The organism is Tangfeifania sp. (assembly GCF_055108615.1).
Genome location: NZ_JBSQIC010000119.1, coordinates 1 through 8,357, shown reverse-complemented (window position 1 = coordinate 8,357; position 8,357 = coordinate 1). Strand labels below are relative to the sequence as shown.

The 8,357-nt window shown below is 41.5% G+C and carries 10 protein-coding genes; 1 reads left to right on the top strand and 9 read right to left on the bottom strand.

The window, feature by feature from the left end:
* Nucleotides 1-18: 18 nt before the first annotated feature.
* From ACTCNA_RS16830 to ACTCNA_RS16800, 7 genes are all read right to left on the bottom strand, one after another.
* Entirely contained in the window at nt 19-522 is a 504-nt protein-coding gene (locus ACTCNA_RS16830) for a YkgJ family cysteine cluster protein (protein WP_462949103.1), read from the bottom strand.
* A 122-nt stretch (nt 523-644) separates the two neighbouring features.
* The gene (locus ACTCNA_RS16825) at nt 645-2,081 is read right to left on the bottom strand and encodes a sodium:solute symporter family protein (protein WP_462949102.1); all 1,437 of its coding nucleotides are present in this window, start codon (nt 2,079-2,081) and stop codon (nt 645-647) included.
* A gap of 4 nt (nt 2,082-2,085) precedes the next feature.
* A complete protein-coding gene (locus ACTCNA_RS16820) occupies nt 2,086-2,289 on the bottom strand; it encodes a hypothetical protein (RefSeq protein WP_462949101.1) in 204 nt (67 codons plus the stop codon).
* Nucleotides 2,290-2,311: 22 nt separating this feature from the next.
* A complete protein-coding gene (locus ACTCNA_RS16815) occupies nt 2,312-2,509 on the bottom strand; it encodes a hypothetical protein (protein ID WP_462949100.1) in 198 nt (65 codons plus the stop codon).
* A gap of 3 nt (nt 2,510-2,512) precedes the next feature.
* Nucleotides 2,513-3,355 carry a putative beta-lysine N-acetyltransferase gene (gene ablB / locus ACTCNA_RS16810; RefSeq protein ID WP_462949099.1) on the bottom strand — a complete coding sequence of 281 codons (843 nt, stop codon included), beginning with the start codon at nt 3,353-3,355 and terminating at the stop codon, nt 2,513-2,515.
* Nucleotides 3,345-4,673: a lysine 2,3-aminomutase gene (gene kamA / locus ACTCNA_RS16805; RefSeq protein ID WP_462949098.1), complete on the bottom strand. Its 1,329-nt coding sequence runs from the start codon at nt 4,671-4,673 to the stop codon at nt 3,345-3,347. The genes ablB and kamA overlap by 11 nt, the downstream gene beginning before the upstream one ends.
* Before the next feature lie 210 nt (nt 4,674-4,883).
* Nucleotides 4,884-5,372, bottom strand: a complete 489-nt coding sequence (locus ACTCNA_RS16800) for a MarR family winged helix-turn-helix transcriptional regulator (RefSeq protein WP_462949097.1) — start codon at nt 5,370-5,372, stop codon at nt 4,884-4,886.
* 190 nt (nt 5,373-5,562) lie between these two features.
* Between ACTCNA_RS16800 and ACTCNA_RS16795 the strand changes: the two genes are divergently transcribed.
* Nucleotides 5,563-6,438, top strand: a complete 876-nt coding sequence (locus ACTCNA_RS16795) for a sugar phosphate isomerase/epimerase family protein (protein ID WP_462949096.1) — start codon at nt 5,563-5,565, stop codon at nt 6,436-6,438.
* 119 nt (nt 6,439-6,557) lie between these two features.
* On the opposite strand, the gene ACTCNA_RS16790 is transcribed toward ACTCNA_RS16795, so the two are convergent.
* A complete protein-coding gene (locus tag ACTCNA_RS16790; RefSeq protein WP_462949095.1) occupies nt 6,558-7,067 on the bottom strand; it encodes a hypothetical protein in 510 nt (169 codons plus the stop codon).
* Nucleotides 7,068-7,340: 273 nt separating this feature from the next.
* A complete protein-coding gene (locus tag ACTCNA_RS16785) occupies nt 7,341-8,249 on the bottom strand; it encodes a carbohydrate kinase family protein (RefSeq protein ID WP_462949094.1) in 909 nt (302 codons plus the stop codon).
* Nucleotides 8,250-8,357 lie beyond the last annotated feature (108 nt).

Genomic DNA, 8,357 nt, shown 5'->3' with positions numbered 1-8,357 from the left:
ATAGTTTTTCTGAAAAATCTAATAATGATCTTTCCTTAACTTTTCAAAAATGTCAAATACTACCGGGCAAGTTTCGCAATTTTTATGTGATAGCTTTAGTATTTGATGAAATCGGTTTCTGTCGGTGTGCGGATAGTCGCGGCAGGCTTTGGGGCGGCTTTCGTAAACCATGCAGTAATTGTCGGGCAGTAAAAACGGGCAGGGATGTTCTTTAAAAACATAATCGCCGTCCTCGTCGGTTTTCACGTATTGTTGAATAAAAGCCGACGGTTTCATTTTGAAATGTTTGGCCAGCCGGTCTATGTCTTTCTCAATCAGTCGCGGCCCAATGGTTTTGCAGCAGTTGGCACAATCGAGGCAGTCAAAAGTTGAAAAGGCTTCATCGTGCAAACTGTGAACCGTTTCGTCGAGTATTTTCGGCTTCAGTTTTTTCAACTTTTTTAGAAGCTGTTGCGTCTCCCGTCGTTTTCTTTCCGTCAGCAGTTTCAGCTCATCAGGTGTTTTGTATTCCACTTTTTTCATTTTTGGTGGTAACAGATATTACTCACGATGAATTTTAACCATTCTCGTTTGTGCATTTTAGAATGTTATTATTCATCATCATTTCATACCATTTTTCAATGGCACAAAATTAATTTTTTCTGTCAGACTTTGGAAGATGCAACAACTGGAGTATCACCGGGTTTTTCAAGGAAATGAAACAGCGCGTAAGTGAGTGCTGCAAGGATAATTCCGTAAAAATTGGCATCTAATCCCAATGGCAGTTCCATCCCGCTCAAAATCAACGACAGGGTAACCGATCCCCCGATAATCATTGACCAGAATGCCCCGTTTGCACTTTTCTTCTTCATGAAAATACCCGCTAAAACCGGGATGAACAATCCCGACACCATAAACGAATAGGAATGCAACATGAGATCGAGCACGTTGGGAACTTTCCAGGCTACAAGAATAGCTATTGCTCCAAGAATAAGCGTAGTTACCTGTGAAAGCAACATTATTTTTCCGGATTTATGTTTTTTAAATATATCGGTAATCAGGTTACCTGACGATGCCATCAGGCAACTATCGGACGTTGACATAATCGCAGAAAAGTAAGCCGATAAAATGAGCCCTGTTAAGCCAACCGGCAAAATTGTCCGCAGCAGGATGGGTAATCCCATTTCCGGGTCCATTGTACCTTCAATTCCTGCACCAATTATACCGTCTTCGAATGCTGCCTTGGCGAACATCCCTAAAAAAACACCGGTAAATGCCATAACAGGATATTCGAATAACCCGGCAACAAACCAGGCCCGCTGGGCAGTTTTTTTGTTTCCTGCAGCATAAATTCGCTGATAAAGCGTCATCCCGATAAACCAAATAGGAACGATAGTGATAAACCAGTTCACAATTTGCTGCCACGAAACAGCCGTTAAATCGAAAAAACTATCGGGTAACGTATTTTGCAAAGTTTCGTAACCGCCAATTCCGAAATAAGCCACCGGCAGGGCGACAAAAACCAATCCCGTTAAAAGCAAAAGCCACTGGAAAGTATCTGTATAAATCACAGCCTTAATGCCTCCAATTGAGGTATAAACCACAGCGATTATTCCCATTAGAATGAGTGCGGTTTGCAAAGAAATATTTGGAAAAGTTGCCGAAGCCAGCTTGGCACCTGCTAATATCTGGGAACTTGTAAACCCCAGGTAGCCAATAGCCGAAATTAATCCGGCAATCAGGGCAACACGCCCGTTAAATAAGTTTTCAAGAAATTGCGGGAAGGATAAAAAATTATGTTTCGTGGCTAATTTGGAAACTTTTGGAATGAGCAAAACTGCACTGAGCCAGGCACCAATAAGCCCGGTAAAAAGCAGCCAGGAGCCGGAAAGCCCCATAACAAAACCCAGTCCGCCCAAACCAATGGAAAAGCCACCACCCACATCGGTTGCCACAACCGACAAGCCAATATGAAAAGCACTCATTTTTCGCCCACCGACAAAATAATCATCGGCCGACTTGTTTTTACGCATAAAGTAAAAACCAATGCCCAACATTGCAGCCAGGTAAACCCCAAATATTGAATAGTCAATCCAGTGCATTGAATTATTTTGGCCCTGAATTCAGTTCGTACTGTAAGGGCGGATCAGAGTGTTTTATGATGCCTTTTGAAAGCAGTTGTGTTACGTGTTCCAGCCCTTTCGAATAAGACAGTTTCAGTTCCTTCACCACTTCGCCCAAAAAACTGGGCCCATTCTCATCTAAAAATTGAACAATTTTCTTTTCTGTTTTATCTTTAATTCTCGCCATAAAGAAATTAACGTTTATTTTTTCATCCGTAGGGGGTCATGCTGTCGTCCACGGTTTTCCCTTCTTCGTATGCCAGAAAACGTTTGCAATTTTGCCATCCTTTGGCTCCCCTGTTGCAAAATACATTCCTGACAAGAAAAATTGGCTTTTCTATTTCTTCATTTTCATTCTGATATACTGTACATACTGATGCATACTTACACAGTTTTCCTAAATGCATATATTATAATTTTTTATAAAAGATGTTCATACTCTCGATGCTTCCACCAATATGGGTGTTTTTCACAAGAGTGCCCGTGTATTTGTAACCTGCATTCATAAAGGTTTTGTTCATTCCTAATTCCCTCAGGCGAGCCACGGTGTAGGCCGTTTTTATTCCGGCCTTTTTTATCTCTTTTTCCATATACTCCAACAATCTGAAGGCCAGTTTTTGTCCCCTGTATTCGGGTAAAACGGCAAAGTCGGTCATTTCGGCATTTTTGTAATTCCAGTCAGTTTCTGCAGTGGAAATTCCAATGAGTTTACCTTCGTCCCAAATGCCGAAATACTGTGCTGAATTATTTTGCATGGTGCTTTTAATATATTCTGCATTGTGAACCGGAAATGGGTAGGTTTCAAATACCCGTTTAAAAACCTCTGTAATTGCCTCTGCATCGTTTTCGTCCAGGCTGCCTGGCACAAACTCCTTTTTGGGCAATTCAACCGGTTGAGTTTTTCCGTTGGTTGGGTTTTCGCGAAGCAACTCCCTGAAGCGTTTCATCTCAATTACAGGTAGTTTTTTTCTTTTCTCATCGGTAAATTTTGAAACATACATGCAGTCGTATTCGCCGTTGAAATAGCCAGGGATGTATGCTTCTACCCTGTAACCGGCAAGAAGAAACCGGGGAAAAGAATCGGCATAAATTTTAGCAGTTATTTTTGTGTACCTGTTTTTTTCGGCAAGTTTATCCATTTTGGATATGATTCGCGAAGTTCCCTTGGGAGTAGTTTTCATTAAGTAAATCCGGTTATTGAATTTACCGTGCTGTATTAATGATTCACCAATTTTTTCAAATTTATCTTCCATTCCCGTTTTCCCTCCTGTTATGACGTTCGTTATTATCCGGGATTAAAGAAATTGTAGCATCGTAATCAGCCAGTAACTTTTCAATACCAATTGATTTTTCTACTTCATCGGGCTCTTCATCCAGGTTTAAATCGAGGTTGCATTCTTCACAGTTCCGGTCGCAAAATTTGGCCTCATAACTTTCGGGTTCCTGGTAGGTTGTAATAATTCCTTCGTAATTACGAAGCACCACCTTATTGGTTGACCACGAGATAATGTAAGTAGGCATAATTGGTATTTTCCCGCCGCCACCGGGTGCGTCAATCACATAAGTAGGAACGGCAAAACCTGAAGTATGCCCAATCAGGCTTTCCATAATTTCAATCCCTTTTCCAACTGGTGTGCGGAAATGCGCCAACCCTTCGGATAGATCACACTGGTACATATAATACGGACGCACGCGGTTTTGAACCAGTTTGTGTACCAGTTTCTTCATAATTCGCGGACAGTCGTTTACATCGGCCAGCAATACCGACTGGTTACCCAGCGGGAAACCGGCATCGGCAAGCATTGCCAGTGCCTCGCGCGACGATGTAGTAATTTCCCTGGGATGATTGAAATGTGTATTAATCCAAAGTGGCTGGTACTTTTTCAGCACTTTTATCAAATCTTCGGTAATGCGGTAGGGCAAAACAACCGGCATCCGGGTACCCAACCGTACCACTTCAACATGCGGAATTGCGGTAATTTCGGAAAGCAGCCAGTCGAGGTAGCTGTCTGGCAACATCAGCGGGTCACCGCCCGAAAGTAGTACATCGCGTACCTGCGGTGTATTTTTAATGTATTCAATTCCTTTTTTAAGCTGGCCTTTGCTGGGAATGGAATCAACGTCGCCCACTTTCCGTTTACGCGTGCAGTGGCGGCAGTACATGGAGCAAACATTGCTCACATGAAAAAGCACCCTGTCGGGATAACGATGGGTGATTCCTTCCACGGGACTGTCGGTATCTTCCGAAAGCGGATCTTTCATATCTGTTTTCAGAACAGTTAATTCATTTACATTGGCAAAAGACTGCTTAAATACCGGGTCGTTTTCATAATTTTCAGTGTCAATTAACGAGAGATAGTAAGGTGTTATTGACAAAGGAAAACGATCAAGTGTTTTTTTTAGCTGACTTTTCTGTTCCTCAGGAAATTTGACACCCGTAAGTAATTCAAAGGTGTCAATTGATTTAACAGAATTCTTTAATTGCCATTTCCAATCCTTCCAGTTCGAGATGTTACTTTCAGGTTTTATCTTCCGGGCAATTTCTTGTTGCGCGTCATTAAATATTTCCATTTCTTTTATAATTGTTTCTATGCGAACAAAAATAGTTAAATTATTTAATACAGCCAACGTGACCTTAACACTCAAATGCAACAGAACTCAATCAAACAGCTTGTTAACAACCAATTAAACAAACTACGAACAACTTAACATAAGCCTTGTTTAACATTGAATTAATTTGAATTTGTTTTTACAGAAATCATTTTCATTTTCACCAAATGCTTAATTGCTAAGGCCTGCATCGGTAAAATCATCGTTGGCAATAAGCGGAGAGGCTTCCATGTGATCAAGTTCCAGAAGCTTTTCCAGCAGTTCAAGGCTCGTCTGGATGTTTTTAAGTGTTGAATCGTCCAGATTTTCCAGTTTCTCAGTCAATTGCTCGTGAAGCAACGAGGGAATTTCCTGCATTAACTGATCGCCTTTAGAAGTGAGGGCAATTGTAACCGTACGTTTATCGCCCCTTTTAGGCAGCCTTGCAACCAGTCCTTTGGTTTCGAGCCGGTTGATAATGCCGCTTGCCGTACTTGAATTGAGGTTTAAAAATTTACGAATCTCTCCCTGTCCGGCCTGGTAATTAGTTGAATTGCGCAAAAACTGAAGGCATAAAACCTGTGGAATGCTCACGCCATGCTCTTTTTGAATCTTTTTCGATTCCAGGTTTATTGACCGAACAATTTTGCGGATTTTAATTAAAATCTCAGTTGTATCCATAATCAGCAAGTAAATACGCTCAAAGTTATAACTATTTTTCTTGTCACCGGGTTACATTCTTCCCAAAAGAATAAATAGAACCCGGGCATACCACACAAATCCAAAAAACTTCTTCTAATCTGTTCATATAAAAGAAAGATTTAAATAAATTTGAATCAAAATTTTAATAAACCATAAAAATCTAAAAAAGATGATGAAAAAAGGAGTAATCAGGTTCTTATTCGTTGCAGGAATTGCAGCGCTTATCACACAGGTTTTCAGTGCCTGTTCCACTCAGCGAGAGGAAAAATTCATTGGCTTGCAGCTATACTCTGTACGCCAGGACATGAATGAGGATGCCAAAGCAACAGTAGCCAAAGTGGGCGAAATGGGCTACAAATTTGTGGAAGCCGCAGGTTATGGCGATGGTAAGTTTTACGGCATGTCGCCAGCCGAATTCAAAGAAGTTTGCGAAACCAACGGACTGCAGTTTCTGGGTTCCCATACCGGACAGGATGTTCCAACTGAAGAAAACTGGGATGAAACAATGGCCTGGTGGGATGAGTGCATTGATGCCCATGCCGAAGCCGGGGTGAAATGGATTGTACAACCCTGGATGGACAGCACAGGTTACGAAAGCCTCGACGGGTTAAAACGCTATTGCGAATACTTTAATGCAGTGGGTGAAAAATGCAACCAAAAAGGCATTCGTTTTGGTTACCACAACCACGCCAACGAGTTTACAACCGAACTTGAAGGCAAGCCGGTTTACGACTGGATGCTTGAATTGACCGACCCTGAAAAAGTGATGTTCCAGCTTGATTTATACTGGATTATTGAGGGCGGAAAAGATCCGGTTGCCTATTTTGACAAATACCCCGGAAGATTTGAACTTTGGCACATAAAAGATAAAGAAGAAGTTGGTGCCAGTGGCGAAATCGATTTCGAACGTATTTTTGCCAAACGCGAAAAATCAGGTGCCAAGTATGGAATTGTGGAAGTGGAAGAGTACAACTTTGAACCGATTGTGAGCGTTGAAAAAAGCCTTGAATTTTTGAAAAATGCTGAATATGTAGATTTCTATTAAACCATAAAGTCAAAGTTAAAAAAAACCGTGGTTCAGCATAATGTAAACCACGGTTTTTTTAATTTCACAATGCTCAAAACCTGCGCACAACCCCCAAAATTATTGGGTCGAAAACTATGCTAAAAAAGATATTTGATTGTAAAAGCGATATCGAAAACCTGGATGCCAATGCCCCTCTTTCCAAAAACATCGATGTAAGGTTTTATTTCCAATCCTGCAGTAACCGGAAAATCATAAAAAAGATATTCTACTCCCACCAAACCATCCACACCGGTTACAAAAGCTGTTTTTGTATCGTACCAGCTTGCGTTGTTGCTGGTTCTTAGCACATCCCAGCTTTCGTAGCCTGCATGCACCCCAAACCCATAATAAACAACAAGTTGGTACGAGAAGTCAAACAGATCGTACTCGTAAAACTCGGTTAAAGCGTGAAGTTGCAAACCACGCAAATCATCCGCATACCGGTTGCCAAGCAATGCTTTTAAAGATTGTGTATCGTTGAGATAATAACGGTATTCTATCCCGGGGTTAAAAATACCTCCGCGTATGCCAACAGCCTGGTTAAATCCCTGGCCAAAAAGCAAACCGGAGAAAAGTAAAAAAACCGCTATTGCCAAATTTCGTTTCATGGAAGTTATTCTTAAATACAGCGCAATTTACTCAATTTTCATGAAATATATTACCCGATCCACTTTGCTTTATCCCTTCAACAAAAGGGACAGTAATAAAAATTTCCATGGGCAACCTGTTTCTGAGATCACGCAGGCCACGGATATGTATCCGGAGCGTATTCCCGTTTACATCGGTTTCATGGCAAACTAAATTATATTGCTTTCTGCTTTTTCTGTTGTTATTACCAGACTCTGAACTTCACGGTTTGTTACAAAAAACATGCACATTTTTTAATCTTCTTCTTTTTTATTCAAAAAATTATTGATGTTACTTTCTGAATAATTTGGAACAGCCCCTTTTTGTGATGCCACAAAAGCCCCCACAGCACATGCAAATTCCACTGATTTTTGTGGGGTTTGTTTTTTTGAAAGACCTGAAATTAATGCCGCCAGAAACGCATCGCCGGCACCTACCGTATCAACCGCTTCTACTTTAAATCCGGGATGTTCGTAGAATTTGTCGTTTCTCAGTAAAGCTGCTCCTTTTGCCCCCCGGGTAACGCAAACAACACTGCAATTATAAAACGAAGCCAGCCAGCGCATTACATATTCTTCGTTGCCAAACACCCGGTTCCACAACGCAATTTGCTGCAACTCGCTGTCGTTCAGCTTTACAAAATCTGAAAGGCGAAGTAATTCCTGCACAAGTTCAGGCGCATCATAGGGCGGCCGGAGGTTGACATCCAGCAAACGGGTGGCATTTGTGGTTTTCAGTAAATGAAAAAGTGTTTCGCGGGTAGTGGAGTTGCGCTGTGCAAGGCTGCCGAAAACAATCAAATCGGAACGCGCTGCTTTTTTCTCCAACTCTTTCGAGGGCAGGATGTTATCCCACGCAACGGGTTCGCAAATTTCGTAAGTGGCATTTTTTTCGTCGTCGAGGTGCACCAGCACTTCGCTGGTGGGTAATTTGTCATCAACTGAAATAAACTGCGTATCCAATCCCGAACTCCCCAGAAACTCTTTGAGCTCTGTTCCCTGCCTGTCGTTTCCAACGCGGCTAACAACCACAGGACTGAGTCCCAGCCGTTTTAAATGGACGGCCACATTCACGGGGGCACCGCCTGGTTTTTTGCCCGTGGGGAGCATATCCCAAAGCATTTCGCCAAAACAAATTATATTTTTAAAACTGTTGCCTTTCATCTCATTAAAATTGTTTTTTTCATTTGTATTCGATGTAACTCTCAATGAATTTTAATTCTTCGTGTTTGTGAATTTGAAGAATGAAAATTCGTTTCATAATCAGAAGTT

Excerpts from the sequence above, each read along its gene's own strand:
- ACTCNA_RS16820 (WP_462949101.1), bottom strand. The coding sequence starts at position 2,289 with ATGGCGAGAATTAAAGATAAAACAGAAAAGAAAATTGTTCAATTTTTA.
- kamA (WP_462949098.1), bottom strand. The coding sequence starts at position 4,673 with ATGGAAATATTTAATGACGCGCAACAAGAAATTGCCCGGAAGATAAAA.
- ACTCNA_RS16795 (WP_462949096.1), top strand. The coding sequence starts at position 5,563 with ATGATGAAAAAAGGAGTAATCAGGTTCTTATTCGTTGCAGGAATTGCA.
- ACTCNA_RS16815 (WP_462949100.1), bottom strand. The coding sequence starts at position 2,509 with ATGCATTTAGGAAAACTGTGTAAGTATGCATCAGTATGTACAGTATAT.
- ACTCNA_RS16800 (WP_462949097.1), bottom strand. The coding sequence starts at position 5,372 with ATGGATACAACTGAGATTTTAATTAAAATCCGCAAAATTGTTCGGTCA.
- ACTCNA_RS16825 (WP_462949102.1), bottom strand. The coding sequence starts at position 2,081 with ATGCACTGGATTGACTATTCAATATTTGGGGTTTACCTGGCTGCAATG.
- ablB (WP_462949099.1), bottom strand. The coding sequence starts at position 3,355 with ATGGAAGATAAATTTGAAAAAATTGGTGAATCATTAATACAGCACGGT.
- ACTCNA_RS16830 (WP_462949103.1), bottom strand. The coding sequence starts at position 522 with ATGAAAAAAGTGGAATACAAAACACCTGATGAGCTGAAACTGCTGACG.
- ACTCNA_RS16790 (WP_462949095.1), bottom strand. The coding sequence starts at position 7,067 with ATGAAACGAAATTTGGCAATAGCGGTTTTTTTACTTTTCTCCGGTTTG.
- ACTCNA_RS16785 (WP_462949094.1), bottom strand. The coding sequence starts at position 8,249 with ATGAAAGGCAACAGTTTTAAAAATATAATTTGTTTTGGCGAAATGCTT.